Source organism: Methyloversatilis sp. XJ19-13 (assembly GCF_024580155.1).
GTDB lineage: Bacteria > Pseudomonadota > Gammaproteobacteria > Burkholderiales > Rhodocyclaceae > Methyloversatilis.
Genome location: NZ_JANINH010000002.1, coordinates 146,645 through 166,265, shown reverse-complemented (window position 1 = coordinate 166,265; position 19,621 = coordinate 146,645). Strand labels below are relative to the sequence as shown.

The window sequence follows — 19,621 nt, the reverse complement described above, 5'->3', positions numbered from 1 at the left end:
CTATATCTGGCGTACATCGAGACCGACGAGCACACGCTCTTCGTTGGACAAATCGCCGATGATCTTGGTGATCGGCTTGGGCAGGCGGCGCACGAGCGTGGGCACGGCGAGTATCTGATCGCCCGCTGCGAGCTTGGGGTTCTTGATGAGGTCGATGATCTCGATCCGGTACTGCCCGGCAAGGTGCATCTCGCAGATACGCTGCAGATTGGCACAGGCGGCAATCGACTTTGCGGTCTGACCGGCGACATACAGCCGTAGCTCGAAGGCGACGGTCTTGCTCATCGCTTTCCATTCTTCCGGCCGCTGCCCGTCTTGTCGGCGCCGCGCAGGTGTGCCATGACGTCGGTGCTTTGCCGCGCCGTTCTTTGATACAGCGTCTCGCGCGCGAGGCTGAAGGCAACCTCGGCGGATTCAACTTCCGCCTCGCAGCGCAGTGCGGCGATCTGTGCTTCGATTGCCTTTTGCCTGCTCGCGAGCCGACTCAGCTTGCGTTGATGATCCTCTTCGCGCAGTGCGGCGGCAGCGCGCTCCAACTCTTCCTGCGCAACGCGGGCCGTCCCGGTCAGCACATGCTCGGCACCAAGGTAGACATCCACCAGCTCAATACCCTTGTCACTGAGCACGAACTCGCGGACCTGATTCGAATGTGCCATGCCGCGCGACTTCAGCACGTAGATCGTGCGGTTGCGTTCGCCATTGAATTCGACGTTGCGCAGCAGCAGCCACGTATCCATGAGCGAAGAGACACCGAGCTGCGAATTCTCCGTCGTCTCTCCCCCCCCTGAAGTGAGGTTGGTGAAAAGCGTGGTGATTTGCTGCTGCTTGAGGAAGTCAATGAGGCGCATCAAAGTTGGCTTTACTGCCGACGTGTCGCGGTCAAGCGAGAGGTTGCCGATCGGGTCGACCACCACAATGCTCGGGTGAAAGCTCCTCACGGCGTCGTGCATCATCACCAGGTGCTGCTCGAGCCCCTGCAGCGTCGGGCGTGAGGAGTGGATCTGAAGCAAGCCCTTTTTGACCCACGGTCCGAGGTCGATGCCGATGGAACCCATGTTGCGGATGATCTGGGCGTTTGATTCCTCGTAGGCGAACAGCAGCACCCGCTCGCCGCGGCGGCATGCGGCGTCGGCGAACCTGGCGCCGATACTGCTCTTGCCCGTGCCCGAAGAACCCGAGACCAGTACGCTGCTGCCACGAAAGACGCCCTGGCCACCGAGCATCTCGTCCAGCCGGGCGATGCCCGTCGGGATGCGCTTCGTCGAGACATCATGGTCGAGCCGCAGCGAGGTGATCGGCAGCACTGAAAGGCCATGCTCGCCGATGAGGAAGGGATACTCGTTCGTGCCGTGGGCCGAGCCGCGATACTTCAACACGCGCAGCCGCCGGGTGGATATCTGCTCGTGAATGCGCTGGTCGAGGATGATCACGCAATCCGCGACGTATTCCTCCAGCCCGTAGCGCGTCAGCGACTGGTCGCCACGCTCGCCGGTAATGACGGCCGTCAAGCCGTGATCCTTCAGCCAGCGGAAAAGGCGTCGCAACTCCGCGCGGAGAATGGCGTGATTGGGCAGGCCGGAAAACAGGGCCTCGACGGTATCAAGGACCACGCGTTTCGCGCCAATGGACTTGACGGCGTGACCCAGCCGGATGAACAGGCCCTCAAGATCGTACTCGCCTGTCTCTTCGATCTCGCTGCGTTCGATATGAACGTGATCGAGGATGAGCTTCTTCTGCGCCGCGAGTTTCTCCAGATCAAAACCGAGCGAGCGGACATTGGCCGTCAGCTCGGCAACGTTCTCTTCGAACATCATGAACACACCGGGCTCGCCATACTGCGTCGCGCCGCGCACGAGGAATTCCACGGCAAGCATGGTTTTTCCGGAGCCTGCGCTGCCACAGACGAGAGTTGGCCGTCCCGCAGGCAGTCCGCCGCCCGTTATTTCGTCAAGGCCAACGATTCCGGTGGGGCACTTGGGCAAGTTCCCGCCCGTGGACAGCGTATTGTTCTTCAATATCGTTGGCTTCGTGGTCAAACCGGTTTGAACCTCTGAGGTCTGCAGAGCGCTGTGACGAAGTCTGTACCACCTGCGCACCGAACGCCTGAGTGGCTCCGGACATCAGCCGCGAGGTCGCTCCACCCGGTTTGAAGCGGGTTTGACCGCGCAGGAAATGAGCCGCAAACCGCGCCTGACGCTCGAACCGACGCTTTGGCGGACGCGATCGCTGCATTGTGGGTAGCGCAGCGTTGGTCGCTCTGTGCGTTACCGTACATAGCGGTGGCCCGGAGCCCTTCAGGTGGTGTTCGGGTTCATCCCTGCCGCTACACGTTTCAACCCCGAAGGCCGGTACAGGGCAACAAAGACTGGAGTGCCCACAGACCAGGCACCTCTCCTCTAGCCAGTCGCCATGCGCAGGGCGCTGCATGGTGAATCGCCCCGGGTATGAACTGAGCCCGGAAGTTGGACGATTGCCATCCCGCTGACCAGGCGGTTTTCTCAGCCGGTATCCCAGCGGGCTGAGGCCGTTCAGTCTGAGTGTGATGCACAAGAGTGACCCCGCAGGTCCTCACCCGTCCGCCTTGCGAGTTGCCGACGGTGCCAGCACTGATTGCGGAACCTGAATCTGACCTGATATCGGATCCACGCCATTTGCGACTTGTCGAACTTGTTGAGCGAAGCTGGATATCGATCCAAATCGCCGATGTCCGGATACAAAAAAGCCCCGGAGCACGTGGCCAACCGGGGCATTCAAGGTGTCTTGCGAGGCGTTCTGGAACGCTCTGCTATTTATTTTTGGCGGAGAGGGCGTCCTCCTCCGTATAACTTTAGGTCGTATAAAGCCGTCTCACTTCTAGGATAAATCGCCTAGGGGATTAATTTTCCTTGAATCACGGCGTCGCATGTCATATCCTGCAATTGCGCCCTGTTTGTTGGGTACTTTGTTGGATACGAGGATCGACGTGCCGAAACTTGCCCCCGAACTGTCGGACCTCTCCGTAAGGAGGCTCACCGCACCCGGCTTTCATGCGGTGGGGGGCGTGTCTGGCCTGCACCTGCAGGTTCTGCCCTCCGGTGCGCGGACGTGGATTCTTCGTGTGATGGTTGCCGGCAAGCGGCGGGATATGGGCCTGGGTGGCTATCCGGATGTAACGCTTGCCAAGGCGCGAGAAAACGCGCGCGAAGCCAAGGACAAGATTCGCAAAGGGATTGACCCCATAGCTGAGCGCCTCGCTCTGAAAAGCGCTCTCTGCTCTGCGCGGGGCGCCCAAATCACTTTCGACCAAGCTGCGGCCAAGTACATCGAGGCGATGAGCCACGAATGGAAGAACGCCAAACATCAGGGACAGTGGGCGGCAACCCTCAGGGAGTACGCATCGCCATTTATCGGAAGCCTGCTTGTGAGCGACATCAAACTCGCCCACGTGGAGCAGGTGCTTTCGCCCATCTGGACGACCAAGACCGAGACGGCTACTCGTGTGCGTGGCCGGATCGAAGCGGTATTGAATTGGGCGACCGTGCGAGGCTACCGGCACGGGGAAAACCCGGCCCGCTGGAAGGGGCATCTAGACAAACTGCTCCCGCGTCCCTCCAAAGTCGCGAAGGTTGAACACTTCGCGGCGCTGCCGTGGCAGGAAGTGGGCGCGTTCATGGAAAAGCTGCGCGAACGCACCGGCACAAGCGCCCGCGCCGTGGAGTTGGCAATCCTTACCGCTACACGAAGCAATGAGGTACGGGGCGCCACATGGGCCGAAATCGACCTGGGCGCGGCGCTGTGGATCATTCCCGGTGACCGGATGAAGGCGAGCAAGGAACACCGCATACCGCTGACCGCCGACGCTGTAGCCCTGCTCCGTGCCCTGCCCCGCATTGAGGGTCAGGAGTTTGTCTTTGCGTCCCCCCGGGGCGGGAGGCTGTCGGACATGAGCCTGACGGCCGTGCTGCGCCGCATGGCGGTTCCGGCGACGGTGCATGGCTTCCGGAGCACTTTCCGCGACTGGGCTGCAGAGGCTACCAACTACCCGCGCGACGTGGCAGAAATGGCGCTGGCGCACAGCATCGGCGACAAGGTTGAGGCGGCGTATCGACGGGGCGACCTGTTCGAAAAGCGCCGCAGGATGATGGACGACTGGGCGAAGTTCTGCCGCGAAACGGCCATGAACGCGGACGTATTGCCCATCCGCTCACAGGCTTGATGTAACCGCACCCGGACGGCTTCCGGGTATCAGGCGGCGGGCAAGGTGTTGGCGCACCAAACCCGCCTGACCACGAAGCACCTGTATAGGAGGTAGCACCATGGCTGAAATCAATTGTACCGACGTAGTAGAGGCAGACCCCGACGCCCTTTGGGAACAGTTCAAGAGCACGCGTGCGTCGGCTTCCTATGGACTGGTAGAGCTAACCAGTAAGGCGCTTTTCGGTGCCGAGGCGCGGCGGGCTATTCGAGAGCCATTGCTCATGCTGACAAAAACAGAGCAGGAGCTTGCCGACCTTTTAGAGCGCGACCCTGAAATGGTCGCGGTCTTTCGCGAGATGATGGGCGGCGCGCAGAAACGCGCGACGGCACTGCGAGCAGCAGCGGAAATGCTCGATATGGCGGGCGCTAGGCTTCGGGTAGCCCTTTGCGCTGCCCCGGAAGATGCGGGGACAGCCGATGCGTAACGAACTCACCGGAGAGCGCGACCTTACGTATAGCGCATGGCACCGGCAAAGATCCACACAGCGTTTTGTCGGCATCGACCGCGCTCAATCTCTTGGGATGATCGATATCGACTGCGTGTTGTTCGTCGAGTACGACACGACCACCCGGGAGCCACTCGCGTTAATCGAGACTGCGCGTTATGTCGGCCAGCGAAACAAGCCGGCAACGGTAACCGCCGCGCTGGCTCGCCGTGCGGGTATCCCTGCATTTACGGTGTTGTATGAGGCGGCGAACGAGCCAAACCCCGCTGACACCCGCTTCAAGGATATTGCCCGTTTTCACATCAGACGCATCTGGCCGCAACCCGAACGGGTGTGGCGCGTCGTTGCGCCCGAACAGTGGGCGCATGCCCTGCTGCACATCCGTCAGTGGTCGTCTTTCCGGTTGGACAAGGAAGCGGCAAATGACAACCTGTGGAGGATCGAGTAATGAGCGCCAACGCCAGCACCGAAGCCGGACTCACCCTTTCAGCAGCAGAAGCGAAGGAAATCGCCGAATGTCTTCACAAGGCAGCCTATGCGCAATTGAGCATGCATAAGCTCGCCATGGAGGTTTGCGACAACGAGTCATTCGTTCAGGCAGGCAGCATCGCAATCGAGGAACTGGCGCGGTCATCCATGCGACGCATTGACGCATGCCTTGCCCGCATCGATCCGACTTACAGACTTGGCAATTTCGGCACTGAGTTTGAAGACGCGAGAACGTTTTGAGGGATGAACCAGCCAGGCCGGACGGCCCGGCCCGCGAGGAAGAATGATGACTGACGCGAAAAACCTACCCGAACCCTTGCCCATCAGTGTTGAGGATGAGCGCGAGCTATGCGCCCGGAGGGTGGCTCGACAGTTCTTAGCGGAACAGGCAAGCCTGCGCGAATCGGCGCTCGAGCAATGGGAGCCGGCCGTATGGCAAGAGCTGATTACAGCACTCCTAACGCGCCAGATTGAACTGATGGATGAACTGCAAGTTGCCCATGAAGTGGGCCGCGATATGTTCAAGGAGTTGAAGCGAAAGGACGAGGAACCAACCAGCCGGATCAAAGGGCGCGCCGATGTCATTGCGCGCCAGAACGTGCGGGACTTCACTGCGGAAGAGCACGAGGGTTACGACAGTCACTTGCAGGTTTTTCGTGACATCAGGTTAAAAGATGGCCCATCCCAAAAATACAGTGACGAGAAAGTCTTGGAGTGGGTGCGGACCGAGTGGAAGAAACAAGGGCGGAAAGTTACTGCCGGACGCCCAAGAAAAAAGGGGGTCGATTGAGTAAAACCCCTTTTCATTTAATCCGCTTATTTTAAGTGGAAATCTGAGTCTCTAGCATCACCTCACCGTCGCAAGTAATTCGACGGAGTCACGCCGCATAGCGCGGCATTTCGCGAGGTGATTTAGATGAGCAATCAGTTTTACAGAGTGCATCGGATGGCCGAGATTTACGGCGTATCCGTCGCGACCATTTGGCGGTGGTCTAACACTGACCCGCAATTCCCCCGACCGGTCAAAGTTTCCGCCGGCGTGACCGGCTGGCCGGCAAAGGAAGTTGAAGCCCATGTAAGCGCCCTGATTGAATCGAACAGGAGCGCGGCATGATGACGGCTATCGACCCCAAAAACGACAAAGCCCGCTGGGGGGCGGGCTCTGACGTCACTGCAAATGCATCGGCAACGGCATTGTGCTATCCGTCGCGCGAAACCGTCAAGGGCGGCGTTCTGGCCGACCTTCTGAGCGGCCGAACGCTTACGCACTTGGATTGCTGGCGCGACCATGGATCAAGCCGCCTTGCTCACCACATTCATGTCCTGAAGGCCGACGGCTGGCCGATTCAAGTTGTCGAAAAGAGTGTCAGCACCCGCCACGGTCGCATAGCTCAAATCGGCTACTACTCGATGAAGCCCGAAGACATTGCAGCAGCGGGTGAGCGCGGCCAGCGATTCGCGGCACCTCTTCGCGGGGCCTCGCTGTGATTCGCCCGAACTTCACCCGCATTCCGGCAGAGCTTCGCGCTCTGCCGCGCTGGGTGACTTGGCGCGGTGCAAAGGTGCCTTACTGCCCCGCTGCGATCAACCGCAAAGCCAGCGTGACTAACCCGGATACCTGGGCTCATTTCCAGATGGCACAGACCGCCTATGAGGAAGGCGGTTACTCCGGGGTGGGTTTCGTTCTGTCGGCTGATGGCATCGTCGGAATCGACCTCGACAAGTGCGTAACCGATGGGGAGCCATCGAACGAGGCCTTGTCCTTGATGGATCGGATCGGCTGCAACTACATCGAGCTCTCGCCCTCTGGCAAGGGGCTCCGGGGCTTTGGCTACGGCCGGAATATCGGGGGCCGTCGCGGTGTGGTTGAAGCGGTCCGCTGCGAGGTCTATTCGGACCGCCGTTATCTGACCGTCACCGGCCATGTGTTGCGCGATGGCCCGCTCGTTCAGTTGCCGGGCGTCTCCGAGGTCGTTGATTCCCTCACGGCCTCACCTACAGAAGAAGCACAGAAGATGACGGAAGAACTCGTCAGTCATCCTCTGTTCTCTTCTGTAGGTATCCCCCTGCACACGCTGCCGAACTCCGAAGGGGAGCGAAACCGCCGCCTCTTCGATTTGGCCCGCTGGGCAAAAGGCCGTTGTCCGGACGCCACCAGAAGTGAGCTTAGGGTCCTCGTCCAAGAGTGGCACCGGCTGGCCCTCCCCGTAATTGGCACACGCGACTTCGGAACAACATGGGCCGACTTCCTGCGGGGTTACGAGGCCGTCCGGCAACCTCATGGGGCAACTTTGCAAACGATCCTTGGCTGGATCGATTTTGCAGCCCCGACGCCGCCTCACATCGCCGCACTTGGGTATGGCGATGCCGGTAATCGCCTGATCCGTATTTGCGAGGCCCTTCAAGCGCACGCGGGTGAAGCCCCGTTCTTCATCAGCGCGCGTCAAGCGGGTGAGTTGATAGGGATGCACTTCACCGATGCATCCAAGATGCTCTCCGCATTGGTGGCTGACGGCGTGATTGAACTCATCCAGCGTGGCGCCGGAAAGGTAGCCAGCCGCTACAAGTTCTTGATGTCGGAGGTGAAGCAATGAGCCTCGACCTTGACGACTTCGACTTCCGGGACTGGGGGCTGCGCATGGGCAGGCTGGAAGGCCCGAACGGAGATATGGACCTCGTGCTGTGGCAGGGCGACTGCCCGAACTGCGGCGACGATGCCTATGTGCGGCTGAACCCGTGCCACTTCGCGGCGCTCGCCAATGAATTGAGCTTTGTGACCGCACCAGAGGCCGCACACGCCGTTGAACGCATGCAAGACCGGCTAACCCTGCTGGTCGCGCTGGTGCGCTCTCAGTGCCCGCCCGGCAACCCGCTGCGCGCTGCTGTCGATGCGCTGGCAACGGATTCCACAACCCCTGCATCAGATGCCGCCCTCCCCGGCACGTCGTGCCCCCCTGCACTAGGTGCCGAGGTCGCTTCGCCCGACCTCTTTGCGCAGCCACTACCGATCGATGGCGATGGCGCGATAACTGCAAATTCAGAAAGGAATCAGCAATGACGGAACGAAGACAGACGCCGCCAAAAGCACGAAAGCCCGGTCAGCCGGCGAACGCTGCAACGGAGGTTCGCGGTATGAGCCGTCCCGAGTGCATGTGCAAAGAGAGTGCCAGCCAAGCATCCCAGTCACTGGCGGGGTTGCCGCTTTCTCCGCCTGCTATTCGTTTCCTTGTCGACATGTACGGCCTGCTGCAGGCATGGGATGACTTCTACGACGGCGACGATATGCCGCAGTCGGAAAAGCTCTCCGCCATATGGGCGTCACTGGTTGGCATTCCTTCCAATCCGTTCTATGCCGCCAATTCCGGCGATTTCATACCCTTGCTTGCCTCGTTGGTCGTCAGGTGGGAGAGCGCTAACCAACTGGAGGCCATGCGCGAGCGATTGGACATCGCATTTGTATGGAGAGCGGCGTTCTTCGATCTCGTGCTTCATTGCTTGCTGATCGAGCACGGCCCGCGCTTCGCGATGGAGAACGGCCCGTCTGTTGCGCGCCTTTACTCCGAAACATTCGAAACCTTCACAAAGGAGTTTGAACATGCCTGATCTAAAAACTGGCGCCAGCGTTGGCGGAAATCTTCTAGGCGGTGCAATTGGCTCGGGTGGCTCCAAGAGCGCCGCGAAAGCACAAGCGAACGCAGCGGGCGCAGCATCTGCACAGCAGGGGCAGGCGAACATGCAGATGCGCAGCGACCTGCAACCGTATCGCGAGTCCGGCAACCTTGGGAACAATGCGCTGATGGCGTATCTGGGCCTTGGTGGTGCTCCGAGCGCGCCGAGTGCGTCCGATTTTGTGACGAAGCCCGAGATAGGCAAGTCCGGGCGCTTCTACGGCTACTCGCACGACGTCGGTGCGTATGAGTCGGCGGTCAAAGAGCATGAACGCGCGCTTGCCGACTACAACCGCATCAAGGACTCCGGTGAGTACGGCTCGCTCCTGCGGGAATTCACAGGCGACGACCTTGAGAACGATCCGGGCTATCAGTTCGGTCTGGATCAGGGCAATCAGGCGCTCGACCGTCGTGCTGCTGCGGGCGGGAACTACTTCTCCGGACAGGCTTTGAAGGCTGCGCAGCGGTTTGGGCAGGACTACGCCGGGACCAAGTTCAACGAGGCATTCAGCCGCGACAACACGAACAAATCGCGGGTGGCGAACTTCCTCACGTCCGTGTCGCAGATGGGCCTCAATGCAGCCACGCAAACCGGCATGGCGGGCATTCAGACAGCGAACAATCAGGCACAGAACACCATCGGCGCGGGCAACACCACAGCAGCGGGTCAGATAGGTGCGGCCAATGCCTGGGGGAATGCGCTAGGCGGTGCTGCAAACGCACTGTCCGAGGGCTTCGAACTGAGCAGCAACAACAACCGCATATACCAGAACGCCAGCAACACGAGCTACAACGGGTGGAACCCTCTTCAACTGCGGGGCAGCCCGAATAGCTCTTGGAGCTGAGCCATGGTCAATGACGATTACACGGGCATCCCGCACGAACTGGCGTTGGAGATAGAGCGCCGTGTGCAGATTGTTGCGAGCGCGCACCGGCAGATGTTCTTGATCATCGCAGGGCATCTTATTGCAGCGGGTCACAACCAGGCGGAGCTGCAAAGAATGCTGGAGGAAAACACAGCCGCTTACGTCGCTGACGCAGCCGGCTTACTGACGTGCGCGCAGGAGTATGGACTCGACGTCGCAAGGGCGGCTACCCATTAAGCCGCCTGAAAAATCAGGAGTGGATCACGCATGACAGAACGCACGAGCACGAACCCGACCACTTGGAAGCCCGGGCAATCCGGAAACGTGGCCGGCAAACCGCCCGGAACCCGAAATAAGGCAACAAGGATGGTGCTGGCGCTGATGGAAGACGGGGCCGAAGCCATCACCAAGAAAGTGATTGAACTGGCGGAGGCGGGAGACTTGGCGGCAGCACGCCTAGTTATCGAGCGACTTGCCCCGCCCGTGCGTGAGCGGCCAATCGCGCTAGACCTACCTGACACAGCGACGGCGGATGGCGTAAGCAAAGCGCAGCAGTCGGTACTGGAGGCCGTTGGGTGCGGCGAACTGCTACCCGGGGAAGGTCAGATACTGGCGGGCATCATTGAAACGCGCAGGAAGGCCATCGAAACCGAGGAACTGGAGCGGCGCATCGCTGCACTGGAGGCGAAGAAATGAACGTGAAGCGACGTATCGAAAAGCTGGAAGTGAAGGCAACCGAGGGCGTGGAACTGTTTTTTGCGAGTTTTGCAGTCACCGTCGATCCGGTCACCAGCAACAAGCGGGTGGTCCGCTGCTTGTGTGGCGGCGGGCCGGCAATATTCCGAGAGGCCGACGAATCAGAAGCGGCTTTTATGGACCGCGCCCGCGGCGAGTGCATCGAACGTTACAAGGCCGCGGGGAAGACGGGTGTCGCGGCCGCGTGGCTGGACGAAACAGAACTGGAGCTTTAACGCACGGCCAAGCAGTCACTTAAAAAGTGCGACAAGGGTGAGAATTGCCAGCCAAATTACGACTAATCGGCTCCGCTCGATAAGCGTTACACGAATCTTTTCTAGCGCCATTGATACTTTGCTTACGTCATCGCTGCTTGCAGGTGACAGGCGCACGGGTTGTTCGGACTCGTCGTCACTTGGCCGAGCCTCGATGAGTGGCAGGGCAAACGACACGCCTACAACCTTGAAACTTACTGAATCCGGAGTTGGGAAGATGTATTCCGGATCGAAGCCCGAACCACGCTGGAGCCCCTCAACATCGACCGTAATAGAACCGGGCAGCCGTCCATTCATCAGGTGTGACAAAACGAGGTCAAACGTGGATGCAGGGACTTTGACCTCTATAAGTACTGACGATGCGCTGCCATCATATGACGTCTGATAAGCCGGCCAGAATGTGAGCTTACCAAGGGCGTGCTCGTCTTCAGCTCGAAAAACTGTCATGCGAAAGTCGGACGCCCGCAGCGAATCATCTGGTGCGCGAAGCAAATCGTTTTTGTGATCAAGCTTGAGCCCAAGTTGCATGTTTGTTCGCCGAGCAACCGGGGCCGACTCGCAAAGAAACATGCTCGCATCGAAGGGAACAAACCATAACGACGCGGGGCCATCGCGCCACTCGTTGATCAATGTAGCGAATGAGTTGCCTTCATCCATAACCGAAGCTCCGCAAACGGTGGCAGCTTGAAGCGCCCGGGTTTCATCAGAACCTTTGCTTTAAGCCGGACTGTTTCAGCGGCCCGAGCCTTCGCTATACCGACAATACTTGGCTGCAGCCGTCAATCGTTACCCGAAACACGTAACCGAACCACCGGGCAACATCCCATCCCACAACCTTTTCTACGATCAAGCAATTCGCGCACGCACGCTAGCGCTTCAAAATGTCACAGATCATTTTGACAGTTTCTGGGCGAATGTTTTTTCGTCTGTTGTGACCGGCCTGCTTTTCCGCCCACAGGCTCCGCTCGAAGCCGTTGCGCCCATAGAAGCGGGTAACCCGTTCATCATTTTTAGCGTCAACCGTCACAAGGCGAGCAGCGGATATCTCTACGCCACCAAGCACCGCGCCAAACACGATTCTCAGAATCGCCGCCCCAGTACCTGCGCCCTGAAGGTCTTCCCTAACCGCCAGCCGACAAATTCGGACCGCAGGAAACGAAGCTAGGCGGATCTCTGCCGAGTAGCCAAGATCAAAAACTTCGGAGTCGTTGAGCGGAATGGCGTCGTTCGCTAGCGTGAAATAACCGGCAGGTCCTGCCACATCTTCGTGGAAAACAACGCTAGTGAAGGCAAAACGGTTCTCGTGATATTCACGAGCGAAATCTTGAAGGAAGCCGTCGAGACTGCTGCTACCGCAAGAAAAACCTGCTAATTCGCCGTGAGCGACTTTGTCGACAGGCAGGAAGCCAAAGCGGAGTTCGTCTAGACCCAACGTGCCGAGCCGTTAGGCGGATCGATACTTTTCAAGGAACTGTGCCGTCCGAGCACGCTGCACAGTATCAACAAGCCTCTTCACGCGTTGCTGGCTCTCAGGGGTTGAAGTAACCGCCTTTACCGACTCAATAAGCCGCTCGCGTGACTTCGCTACTGCTGTAGCCGGCACAGGGGCACGCTTGCGGAGACTAGAACGCATGGGCTTCATAAAACACTTGATGTGATTGATGTGAAACTACTGCTTGCCTATCACTGAGAGCGTCTGTGACCGACAACGTATAGCGTAACTGTCCACTACTACGGCATGCAAGCGTTGCAGGGTAAATATTCGACGTCCATCCAGCGGCACCGATACAACCGCTTTATTTTCGTGGGCCAAGATGTTGGGTACAACAAAAAAGCGCCCCGAAAGGCGCTTGATCACTTGATGCATGGCGGAGAGGGCGGGATTCGAACCCGCGTTAGGTTTTCACCTAAACACGCTTTCCAGGCGTGCGACTTAAACCACTCATCCACCTCTCCGCGAAGCGCGCGACTATAGCAGAAAGCGCCCGGGCGCGACCGTCAGGGGTCCGGATTGCGCGCGGGCGGTGGGTCGATGCGGTCATGCGGCAGGCGCGGGTAGCGCAGGTGTTCGATCAACTCCTGCGTGGCGGTGTCGGGCGCCGGGGTCAGCAGGCTGACGATGACCAGCACGACGAAGCCGAACGGGATGCCGAAGAAGCCGCAGGAGATCGGTTCGATGCCCAGCCAGGCGTTGGCGATGCTGCCGCCGAAGAACGGATGGGTCAGCGATGCGTAGTAGAGGCACATGCCGAGGCCGGCCACCATGCCGCTGACCGCGCCGGCCTTGTTGGCACGCTTCCAGAACACGCCGCACACCAGCGCGGGGAAGAAGGCGGACGACGCGATCGAAAACGCCAGGCCGACCATGAACAGGATGTTGTCCGGCTTCAGCGATGCGGTGTAGGCGGCGACCAGTGCGACCACCAGCAGCAGCGCCTTGGAAATGACCAGGCGGCGCTGGGTCGACGCGTTCGGGTCGATCACTTTGTAATAGACGTCGTGCGACATGGCATTGGCGATGGTCAGCAGCAGGCCGTCGGCGGTGGACAGCGCAGCGGCCAGACCGCCGGCGGCGACCAGACCGGAAATCACATAGGGCAGACCGGCGATTTCCGGCGTGGCGAGCACGATCACGTCGGTGTTCAAGGTCAGTTCGGCCAGTTGCAGGATGCCGTCGCCGTTGATGTCCTCGATCTTCACCAGCCCGACCTTGCCCCACGAGGCGACCCAGCCGGGCAAGGTCGAGATCGTCGAACCCACCAGGTTGGTATAGATCTCGAATTTGGCGAACACGGCGTAGGCCGGCGCGGTGACGTACAGCAGGAAGATGAAGAACAGCGACCAGAACACCGATTCGCGCGCTTCCTTGACGCTGGGCGTCGTGTAGTAGCGCATCAGGATGTGCGGCAGCGAGGCGGTGCCTATCATCAGGCAGATCACCAGCGCAATGAAATTGAGGCGCTTGCGGCTCGATTCGGCTTCGTCGCGACCGGTATGGGCGGCGGTGTGCGGCAGTGGCGGCGCCGACTTTGCGATGGCCGCCGTGCGCGCATCGGTCCAGCGCTTGCGCGCGTCGGCCTCGTCCCTGGGCATGTACTTCAGCGCCTTTTCGGCCGACGAAATGTCCTTTGCCGAAGCGTTCTCCTTCTTCAACTCGTCGAGCCGGACGGTCAGCGCAGCGCGTTCGGCTTCAAGCGAAGCGGGCAAACCCTTGATCTTTTCGTCGAAGGCTTCGGCGCGCGCCTTGTACATGGCGTTTACCTCGACCTCGCGCGGCGACGAAAACAGCGTCTGCTCGGTCGTCGTGAGCTTTTGCAGCACGCCGCCATACACCGCCTGCGGCACCGGCACGCCGGTCACCTTGGTGGACAGGATGACCACCGGCAGCAGATAGGCCACGATGAGGATGATGTACTGCGCCACCTGGGTCCAGGTCACGGCGCGCATGCCGCCGAGGAAGGAGCACACCAGGATGCCAGCCAGGCCGACGAATACGCCGACTTCGAATTCCAGCCCGACGAAGCGGCTGGTGATCAGGCCGACGCCATAGATCTGCGCCACCACATAGGTGAACGACGCGAGGATCGTGGCGAACACGCCGATCATGCGTGCCGCGTTGCCGCCGTAGCGCGCGCCGAGAAAGTCCGGGATGGTGAATTCGCCGAACTTGCGCAGATAGGGTGCGAGCAGCAGTGCCACCAGGCAGTAGCCACCGGTCCAGCCCATGACGAAGGCCAGTCCCTGATAGCCGCCGAAGTACAGCGTGCCGGCCAGCCCGATGAAGGACGCCGCCGACATCCAGTCCGCGCCGGTCGCCATGCCGTTGAACATGGCGGGCACACGCCGGCCGGCGACGTAGTACTCCGACACGTCGGCGGTACGGCTCATGACGCCGATGCCGGCATACAGCGCGATGGTGGCAAACATGAACACGTAGCCGATCCAGCGCGACGACATGCCCATGCCTTCGGCCAGCGACAGCAGCACGACGAACATCGCGAAGCCGCCGGCGTACCAGGCGTACATCTTCTTGAGCTGGCGGTAGAACGCGGACTGCCGCTGCGGCATGGTCAGACGTCCTCGTTCACGCCGTACTCGCGGTCAAAGCGGTTCATCACCCGCGCGTAGTAGCCGATGATCAGGACGTAGACGATGAGCGAACCCTGGGCGCCCATGTAGAAGGCGAGCGGCCAGCCGAGGAAGGACCATTCGTTGAGTTCGCGGGCGAAAAACACCGGCACGAAGGTGACCGTGAACCAGATGACGAGCAGCACCAGCGTGACGCGAAGATTCCTGCGCCAGTACTCGCGATGGCGTTCGGACAACTGCATCAGCGTGGGCTCGGCAGCATGTTCGGTGAAATCAGGCCGCGGTAATCGGGACAACGGGCTTCAGGGTGTTGCCGCAGACGCAGTCCATTGACGCCTGCCCGTGTTGTTATCGGGGTGATGCACGCCCGGCCACTCGTCACTTGCCGGGCGCCCGGCCACCGGGGGCCGGCGCGCATGCGCCGCCCCCCGGCTTTCGATCAGAGGGCTTGCGCCAGCTGTTCGAGGATGGCCGGATTTTCCAGCGTCGAGGTGTCCTGCGTGATCTGCTCGCCCTTGGCGATCGAGCGCAGCAGGCGGCGCATGATCTTGCCCGAGCGGGTCTTCGGCAGGTTGTCACCGAAACGCAGATCCTTCGGCTTGGCGATCGGGCCGATCTCCTTGCCCACCCAGTTGCGCAGCTCGGTGGCGATCTGCTTGGCTTCGTCGCCGGTCGGACGCGAACGCTTCAGCACGACGAAGGCGCAGATCGCTTCGCCGGTCAGATCGTCCGGACGCCCCACCACAGCGGCTTCAGCCACCAGCGGATGCGACACCAGTGCGGATTCGATTTCCATCGTGCCCATGCGGTGACCGGATACGTTCAGCACGTCGTCGATGCGGCCGGTGATCGTGAAGTAGCCGGTCTTGGCGTCGCGGATGGCGCCGTCGCCTGCCAGGTAGTAACGCCCCTGGAAATCGGCCGGGTAGTAGCTCTTCACGAAGCGGTCCGGATCGCCGTAGATCGTGCGGATCATCGACGGCCACGGCTTCTTGACCACCAGAATGCCGCCCTGCCCCCACGGAACATCATTGCCGGTTTCATCGACGACGGCGGCCTGGATACCCGGGAAGGGCAGCGTGCACGAACCGGGGATCATGGGCGTGGCGCCCGGCATCGGCGTGATCATGTGGCCGCCGGTTTCGGTCTGCCAGAAGGTATCGACAATCGGGCAGCGGCTGCCACCGACGTTCTCGTAGTACCACTCCCAGGCGGCCGGATTGATCGGCTCGCCGACCGAACCCAGGATGCGCAGGCTGCCAAGATCGTAGCTCTTCGGATGCACGGCAGCGTTCGCGTCGGCAGACTTGATCAGCGAACGGATGGCAGTCGGCGCGGTGTAGAACACGCTCACCTTGTGGTCCTGGATCATCTTCCAGAAGCGGCCGGCGTCCGGATAGGTCGGCACGCCTTCGAACACGATTTCGGTCGCGCCGCAGGCAAGCGGGCCGTAGGTGATGTAGGTATGGCCGGTCACCCAGCCGATGTCGGCGGTGCACCAGAAGACATCGGACGGCTTGATGTCGAAGGTCCACTTCATCGTCAGGATGGCGTGCAGCAGATAGCCGCCCGACGAATGCTGCACGCCCTTGGGCTTGCCGGTCGAACCGGAGGTGTAGAGCAGGAACAGCGGGTGTTCGGCATCGACCCACTCCGGAGCGCAGGTGGCAGCCTGGCCTTCGGTGATTTCGTGCAGCCACACGTCGCGGCCGGCCACCATGTTGCAGGTGCCGCCGGTGCGCTTGAAGACGATGACGGTCGAGCAGGCTTCGCAGCCACCCATGCCGAACGCCTCGTCGACGATGGGCTTGAGCGGAATGTTCTTGCCGCCGCGGCACTGTTCGTCGGCGGTGATCAGCATGACCGCACCGGCGTCGCTGATGCGGTCGCGCAGCGACTGCGCCGAAAAGCCGCCGAACACCACCGAGTGGGTGGCGCCGATGCGGGCGCAGGCCTGCATGGCCACGATGCCCTCGATCGACATCGGCATGTAGATGACGACCCGGTCACCCTTCTTCACGCCCTTGGCGCGCAGCGCATTGGCCAGCTTGCACACGCGCTCCAGCAGGTCGCTGTAGGTAACCCGGGTGACAGCGCCGCCGTCGGCTTCGAAAATGATGGCTGTCTTGTCGCCCAGACCGGCTTCGACGTTGCGGTCGAGACAGTTGTAGGACACGTTCAGCTTGCCGTCCTCGAACCACTTGAAGAACGGCCGGTTGTCTTCGTTCAGCGTACGGGTAAACGGCGTCTGCCAGCTCACGTGTTCGCGCGCAAGGCGCGCCCAGTAGCCTTCGTAGTCGCGCTCGGCTTCAGCACACAGCGCGCGGTAGGCGTCCATGCCGGACACGGCGGCGCCGTCGACCAGCGCCTGCGGGGGGTGATACACGTGAACTTCGGATGCTTCGGACATACAACCTCCTCCATCGAATCAAAATCTGCACGCTTGCGGGCTCACGCAGCAATGCAAGCACGGCCTTGTGGGCCGAAGTCAGGCGCATGGGTGCGCTCGAATTCCATTTATTACAGCCCGGAGGGCTTACAACGCCCTTACTGAAGTGTCACCCGCCGGGACCGTCAGGTGCGGATGGTAATATCGCGCTCGATCTTTTGCCCGACTTGCGTCAAATATGCTCAATCTAGGACGTGTACTGAAAAGCATGATCTTCGCCAGCCGCTGGTTGCAGGCGCCGCTCTACTTCGGTCTGATCGTGGCGCAGGCCGTGTACGTTTACCTGTTCATGGTCGAGCTGTCGCACCTGATCCACAAGATCGGGTCGCTCAGCGAAAACGACATCATGCTCATCGTGCTGGGCCTGATCGACGTGGTGATGATCGCCAACCTGCTGATCATGGTGATCGTCGGCGGCTACGAAACCTTCGTGTCACGGCTCAATCTCGAAGACCACCCGGACCAGCCGGAATGGCTGTCGCACGTGAACGCCGGCGTGCTCAAGGTGAAGCTGGCCACTGCGCTGATCGGCATTTCGGCCATCCACCTGCTGAAAACCTTCATCAACGCCGAGCAGCTGACCGACCGCGTCGTGCTGTGGCAGGTGGTGATTCACATGGTGTTCGTCGTGTCGGCACTCGCCATGGCCTACACCGACAAGCTGATGACGCAAACGCTGCTGCTGAACAGGCAGCATCACTGAGCGTCGTGACTGGCCGCCATCCGCGGCCGCTTCAAGAGGACCTTTCCCATGAGCCAGCCCATCCGTCAGGACGATTTCATCCAGTCGATCGCCGACGCCTTCCAGTTCATTTCCTGTTATCACCCGCTGGACTACATCCAGGCGCTGGGTGCGGCGTACGAGCGGGAACAGTCGCCGGCGGCGAAGGATGCGATCGCGCAGATCCTGACCAATTCGCGCATGTGCGCCGAAGGTCGCCGGCCGATCTGCCAGGATACGGGAATCGCCGTGGTCTTCCTGAAGGTGGGCATGAACGTGCGCTGGGACGCCACGATGAATGTGACCGACATGGTCAACGAAGGCGTGCGCCGCGCCTATCTGCACCCGGACAACACGCTGCGCGCCTCGGTGCTGCTCGACCCGGCGGGCGCACGGAAGAATTCGAAGGACAACACGCCGGCCGTCATCCACTACGAAATCGTGCCGGGTGACCACGTCGAGGTGATCTGTGCCGCCAAGGGCGGCGGCTCGGAAAACAAGTCCAAGATGGTCATGCTGAACCCGTCCGATTCCATCGTGGACTGGGTACTCAAGACGGTGCCGACCATGGGCGCCGGCTGGTGCCCGCCGGGCATGCTGGGCATCGGCATCGGCGGCACGCCGGAAAAGGCCATGCTGCTGGCCAAGGAATCGCTGATGGAGCCGATCAACATCCAGTTCCTGGCTGAGAAGGCGGCGCGCGGCGAAAAGCTCACGCGCGTCGAAGAACTGCGGCTGGAACTGATGGAGAAGGTGAACGCGCTGGGCATCGGCGCCCAGGGACTGGGTGGCCTGGCCACCGTGCTCGACGTGAAGATTCTCGACTACCCGACGCACGCCGCGTCGCTGCCGGTGGCCATGATTCCGAACTGTGCAGCCACCCGCCACGTGCATTTCCATCTCGATGGCTCCGGGCCGGCCGTGCTCGAAGCGCCGCGCCTGGAAGACTGGCCGGACGTGACCTGGCAGCCGGACACGAAGAATTCGAAGCGGGTCGACCTGAACACGCTGACACCGGCTGAGGTGGCGTCGTGGAAGCCGGGCCAGACCCTGCTGCTGAACGGCAAGATGCTGACCGGTCGCGATGCCGCGCACAAGCGCATCGCCGACATGCTGGCGAAGGGCGAAAAGCTGCCGGTCGATTTCGCCAACCGCGTCATCTACTACGTCGGCCCGGTCGATCCGGTGCGCGACGAAGTGGTCGGCCCGGCCGGCCCGACGACGGCGACGCGCATGGACAAGTTCACCGAAATGATGTTGGCGCAGACGGGTCTTATCGCGATGGTCGGCAAGGCCGAGCGCGGCCCGGTCGCGATCGAGGCCATCCGCAAGCACAAGAGCGCCTACCTGATGGCGGTGGGCGGCGCCGCCTATCTCGTGTCGAAGGCGATCAAGGGTGCGCGCGTGCTCGGTTTCGCGGACATGGGCATGGAAGCGATCTACGAGTTCGACGTGGTCGACATGCCGGTCACCGTGGCGGTGGATGCGGGCGGCACCTCGGTGCACGACACCGGGCCGAAGGAATGGCAGGCACGGATCGGCAAGATTCCGGTCGCCACCGTGTGATACGGTTGCGCGTCCCGCAACGGATGTAACAGAGCCTGTAACCGCGGACCGGCGCTTGCCGGTACCGCTCATACCAGAGGC

Annotated in this window: 23 protein-coding genes and 1 tRNA gene; 16 read left to right on the top strand and 8 right to left on the bottom strand. The window is 61.0% G+C overall.

Features of this window, described 5'->3' with window-relative positions; all coding sequences use genetic code 11:
* Together NMQ14_RS03350 and kaiC are read right to left on the bottom strand one after the other, a co-directional pair.
* Positions 1-285: a circadian clock KaiB family protein gene (locus NMQ14_RS03350; protein WP_257081684.1), complete on the bottom strand. Its 285-nt coding sequence runs from the start codon at positions 283-285 to the stop codon at positions 1-3.
* Entirely contained in the window at positions 282-2,096 is a 1,815-nt protein-coding gene (kaiC, locus tag NMQ14_RS03345) for a circadian clock protein KaiC (RefSeq protein WP_257093479.1), read from the bottom strand. The genes NMQ14_RS03350 and kaiC overlap by 4 nt, the downstream gene beginning before the upstream one ends.
* Positions 2,097-2,962: 866 nt before the next feature.
* Here kaiC and NMQ14_RS03340 point away from each other — a divergent pair.
* From NMQ14_RS03340 to NMQ14_RS03275, 14 genes are all read left to right on the top strand, one after another.
* A complete protein-coding gene (locus NMQ14_RS03340; protein ID WP_257093477.1) occupies positions 2,963-4,195 on the top strand; it encodes a site-specific integrase in 1,233 nt (410 codons plus the stop codon).
* 100 nt (positions 4,196-4,295) lie between these two features.
* Positions 4,296-4,661, top strand: a complete 366-nt coding sequence (locus NMQ14_RS03335; protein ID WP_257093475.1) for a hypothetical protein — start codon at positions 4,296-4,298, stop codon at positions 4,659-4,661.
* Entirely contained in the window at positions 4,654-5,130 is a 477-nt protein-coding gene (locus NMQ14_RS03330) for a hypothetical protein (RefSeq protein WP_257093474.1), read from the top strand. Before NMQ14_RS03335 ends, NMQ14_RS03330 begins: the two co-directional genes overlap by 8 nt.
* Positions 5,130-5,411, top strand: coding sequence for a hypothetical protein (locus tag NMQ14_RS03325; protein WP_257093472.1), 282 nt, complete (start codon positions 5,130-5,132; stop codon positions 5,409-5,411). Before NMQ14_RS03330 ends, NMQ14_RS03325 begins: the two co-directional genes overlap by 1 nt.
* 46 nt (positions 5,412-5,457) lie before the next feature.
* A complete protein-coding gene (locus tag NMQ14_RS03320) occupies positions 5,458-5,961 on the top strand; it encodes a hypothetical protein (protein WP_257093470.1) in 504 nt (167 codons plus the stop codon).
* Positions 5,962-6,087: 126 nt separating this feature from the next.
* Positions 6,088-6,285 (top strand): AlpA family transcriptional regulator, encoded by a 198-nt coding sequence (locus NMQ14_RS03315; RefSeq protein ID WP_257093468.1) that lies wholly within the window; start codon positions 6,088-6,090, stop codon positions 6,283-6,285.
* Positions 6,282-6,659, top strand: coding sequence for a helix-turn-helix domain-containing protein (locus NMQ14_RS03310; RefSeq protein ID WP_257093466.1), 378 nt, complete (start codon positions 6,282-6,284; stop codon positions 6,657-6,659). Before NMQ14_RS03315 ends, NMQ14_RS03310 begins: the two co-directional genes overlap by 4 nt.
* Positions 6,656-7,765 (top strand): hypothetical protein, encoded by a 1,110-nt coding sequence (locus NMQ14_RS03305; RefSeq protein ID WP_257093464.1) that lies wholly within the window; start codon positions 6,656-6,658, stop codon positions 7,763-7,765. Before NMQ14_RS03310 ends, NMQ14_RS03305 begins: the two co-directional genes overlap by 4 nt.
* Complete coding sequence (locus NMQ14_RS03300; protein ID WP_257093462.1) at positions 7,762-8,229, top strand: hypothetical protein; 468 nt, start codon at positions 7,762-7,764, stop codon at positions 8,227-8,229. Before NMQ14_RS03305 ends, NMQ14_RS03300 begins: the two co-directional genes overlap by 4 nt.
* 74 nt (positions 8,230-8,303) lie before the next feature.
* On the top strand, positions 8,304-8,774 hold the full coding sequence (locus NMQ14_RS03295; protein ID WP_257093460.1) for a hypothetical protein: 471 nt from the start codon (positions 8,304-8,306) through the stop codon (positions 8,772-8,774).
* Positions 8,767-9,684, top strand: a complete 918-nt coding sequence (locus NMQ14_RS03290; RefSeq protein ID WP_257093458.1) for a hypothetical protein — start codon at positions 8,767-8,769, stop codon at positions 9,682-9,684. Before NMQ14_RS03295 ends, NMQ14_RS03290 begins: the two co-directional genes overlap by 8 nt.
* Before the next feature lie 3 nt (positions 9,685-9,687).
* Positions 9,688-9,942, top strand: coding sequence for a hypothetical protein (locus tag NMQ14_RS03285; protein WP_257093456.1), 255 nt, complete (start codon positions 9,688-9,690; stop codon positions 9,940-9,942).
* Positions 9,943-9,972: 30 nt separating this feature from the next.
* Positions 9,973-10,401 carry a DUF5681 domain-containing protein gene (locus NMQ14_RS03280; RefSeq protein WP_257093454.1) on the top strand — a complete coding sequence of 143 codons (429 nt, stop codon included), beginning with the start codon at positions 9,973-9,975 and terminating at the stop codon, positions 10,399-10,401.
* Positions 10,398-10,676: a hypothetical protein gene (locus tag NMQ14_RS03275; protein ID WP_257093451.1), complete on the top strand. Its 279-nt coding sequence runs from the start codon at positions 10,398-10,400 to the stop codon at positions 10,674-10,676. The genes NMQ14_RS03280 and NMQ14_RS03275 overlap by 4 nt, the downstream gene beginning before the upstream one ends.
* A 15-nt stretch (positions 10,677-10,691) precedes the next feature.
* Here NMQ14_RS03275 and NMQ14_RS03270 read toward each other — a convergent pair whose 3' ends face one another.
* From NMQ14_RS03270 to acs, 6 genes are all read right to left on the bottom strand, one after another.
* Positions 10,692-11,372: a hypothetical protein gene (locus tag NMQ14_RS03270; RefSeq protein ID WP_257093449.1), complete on the bottom strand. Its 681-nt coding sequence runs from the start codon at positions 11,370-11,372 to the stop codon at positions 10,692-10,694.
* 211 nt (positions 11,373-11,583) lie between these two features.
* Positions 11,584-12,147 carry a hypothetical protein gene (locus NMQ14_RS03265; RefSeq protein ID WP_257093447.1) on the bottom strand — a complete coding sequence of 188 codons (564 nt, stop codon included), beginning with the start codon at positions 12,145-12,147 and terminating at the stop codon, positions 11,584-11,586.
* 434 nt (positions 12,148-12,581) lie between these two features.
* Positions 12,582-12,671: transfer RNA gene (locus NMQ14_RS03260), tRNA-Ser, on the bottom strand.
* A 42-nt stretch (positions 12,672-12,713) separates the two neighbouring features.
* Positions 12,714-14,783, bottom strand: coding sequence for a sodium:solute symporter family protein (locus tag NMQ14_RS03255; protein WP_257093444.1), 2,070 nt, complete (start codon positions 14,781-14,783; stop codon positions 12,714-12,716).
* A 2-nt stretch (positions 14,784-14,785) separates the two neighbouring features.
* Positions 14,786-15,100: a DUF4212 domain-containing protein gene (locus tag NMQ14_RS03250; RefSeq protein WP_373457173.1), complete on the bottom strand. Its 315-nt coding sequence runs from the start codon at positions 15,098-15,100 to the stop codon at positions 14,786-14,788.
* A 143-nt stretch (positions 15,101-15,243) separates the two neighbouring features.
* Positions 15,244-17,214, bottom strand: a complete 1,971-nt coding sequence (gene acs / locus NMQ14_RS03245; protein WP_257093442.1) for an acetate--CoA ligase — start codon at positions 17,212-17,214, stop codon at positions 15,244-15,246.
* Between the two features lie 217 nt (positions 17,215-17,431).
* Between acs and NMQ14_RS03240 the strand changes: the two genes are divergently transcribed.
* Together NMQ14_RS03240 and NMQ14_RS03235 are read left to right on the top strand one after the other, a co-directional pair.
* Positions 17,432-17,956, top strand: a complete 525-nt coding sequence (locus NMQ14_RS03240) for a TIGR00645 family protein (protein ID WP_257081689.1) — start codon at positions 17,432-17,434, stop codon at positions 17,954-17,956.
* Positions 17,957-18,004: 48 nt separating this feature from the next.
* Positions 18,005-19,540, top strand: coding sequence for a fumarate hydratase (locus NMQ14_RS03235; protein WP_257093440.1), 1,536 nt, complete (start codon positions 18,005-18,007; stop codon positions 19,538-19,540).
* Positions 19,541-19,621: the final 81 nt, after the last annotated feature.

Excerpts from the sequence above, each read along its gene's own strand:
- NMQ14_RS03240 (WP_257081689.1), top strand. The coding sequence starts at position 17,432 with ATGCTCAATCTAGGACGTGTACTGAAAAGCATGATCTTCGCCAGCCGC.
- NMQ14_RS03300 (WP_257093462.1), top strand. The coding sequence starts at position 7,762 with ATGAGCCTCGACCTTGACGACTTCGACTTCCGGGACTGGGGGCTGCGC.
- NMQ14_RS03235 (WP_257093440.1), top strand. The coding sequence starts at position 18,005 with ATGAGCCAGCCCATCCGTCAGGACGATTTCATCCAGTCGATCGCCGAC.
- NMQ14_RS03255 (WP_257093444.1), bottom strand. The coding sequence starts at position 14,783 with ATGCCGCAGCGGCAGTCCGCGTTCTACCGCCAGCTCAAGAAGATGTAC.
- NMQ14_RS03295 (WP_257093460.1), top strand. The coding sequence starts at position 8,304 with ATGAGCCGTCCCGAGTGCATGTGCAAAGAGAGTGCCAGCCAAGCATCC.
- NMQ14_RS03325 (WP_257093472.1), top strand. The coding sequence starts at position 5,130 with ATGAGCGCCAACGCCAGCACCGAAGCCGGACTCACCCTTTCAGCAGCA.
- NMQ14_RS03315 (WP_257093468.1), top strand. The coding sequence starts at position 6,088 with ATGAGCAATCAGTTTTACAGAGTGCATCGGATGGCCGAGATTTACGGC.
- NMQ14_RS03275 (WP_257093451.1), top strand. The coding sequence starts at position 10,398 with ATGAACGTGAAGCGACGTATCGAAAAGCTGGAAGTGAAGGCAACCGAG.
- NMQ14_RS03280 (WP_257093454.1), top strand. The coding sequence starts at position 9,973 with ATGACAGAACGCACGAGCACGAACCCGACCACTTGGAAGCCCGGGCAA.
- NMQ14_RS03290 (WP_257093458.1), top strand. The coding sequence starts at position 8,767 with ATGCCTGATCTAAAAACTGGCGCCAGCGTTGGCGGAAATCTTCTAGGC.
- NMQ14_RS03330 (WP_257093474.1), top strand. The coding sequence starts at position 4,654 with ATGCGTAACGAACTCACCGGAGAGCGCGACCTTACGTATAGCGCATGG.
- NMQ14_RS03320 (WP_257093470.1), top strand. The coding sequence starts at position 5,458 with ATGACTGACGCGAAAAACCTACCCGAACCCTTGCCCATCAGTGTTGAG.
- NMQ14_RS03310 (WP_257093466.1), top strand. The coding sequence starts at position 6,282 with ATGATGACGGCTATCGACCCCAAAAACGACAAAGCCCGCTGGGGGGCG.
- NMQ14_RS03350 (WP_257081684.1), bottom strand. The coding sequence starts at position 285 with ATGAGCAAGACCGTCGCCTTCGAGCTACGGCTGTATGTCGCCGGTCAG.
- NMQ14_RS03285 (WP_257093456.1), top strand. The coding sequence starts at position 9,688 with ATGGTCAATGACGATTACACGGGCATCCCGCACGAACTGGCGTTGGAG.
- acs (WP_257093442.1), bottom strand. The coding sequence starts at position 17,214 with ATGTCCGAAGCATCCGAAGTTCACGTGTATCACCCCCCGCAGGCGCTG.
- NMQ14_RS03270 (WP_257093449.1), bottom strand. The coding sequence starts at position 11,372 with ATGGATGAAGGCAACTCATTCGCTACATTGATCAACGAGTGGCGCGAT.
- NMQ14_RS03335 (WP_257093475.1), top strand. The coding sequence starts at position 4,296 with ATGGCTGAAATCAATTGTACCGACGTAGTAGAGGCAGACCCCGACGCC.